This window comes from Priestia sp. SIMBA_032, from assembly GCF_046535215.1.
Lineage (GTDB): Bacteria > Bacillota > Bacilli > Bacillales > Bacillaceae_H > Priestia > Priestia aryabhattai.
In genome coordinates this window covers 1-269 of record NZ_JAWRXD010000727.1, presented here as the reverse complement: position 1 = coordinate 269, position 269 = coordinate 1, and the positions used below count along the sequence as shown (strand labels likewise).

General features: G+C 24.5%; 1 protein-coding gene. It reads left to right on the top strand.

Annotation, left to right across the window (positions count from 1 at the left end; translation table 11 throughout):
- A partial coding sequence (locus SB717_RS36205) for a hypothetical protein (protein WP_410907838.1) occupies positions 1-186 on the top strand: 186 nt, incomplete at its 5' end.
- Positions 187-269: the final 83 nt, after the last annotated feature.

Below are 269 nucleotides of genomic sequence, written 5' to 3'. Positions count from 1 at the left end.
CAAGTAGAAAGAGAAACAACTCAAACAGTACAATCAATTCAATCACAATCAGATTCGATCAAAGAAATTTCAATACAGTCAAACAATATGAAAGAAAAGGTAGAAGCATTAACAGAATTACTCTCAAGATTTATTATTACAGAACAAAAAATAAATAGTAAATCAAAAGACAATTTGGAACAATAAATAACGAATATCTCTATATAATAATTTTAAAATAATTGAAATGATATACGATATTTTAAGATGCAAAAACACCTTTCATTCAC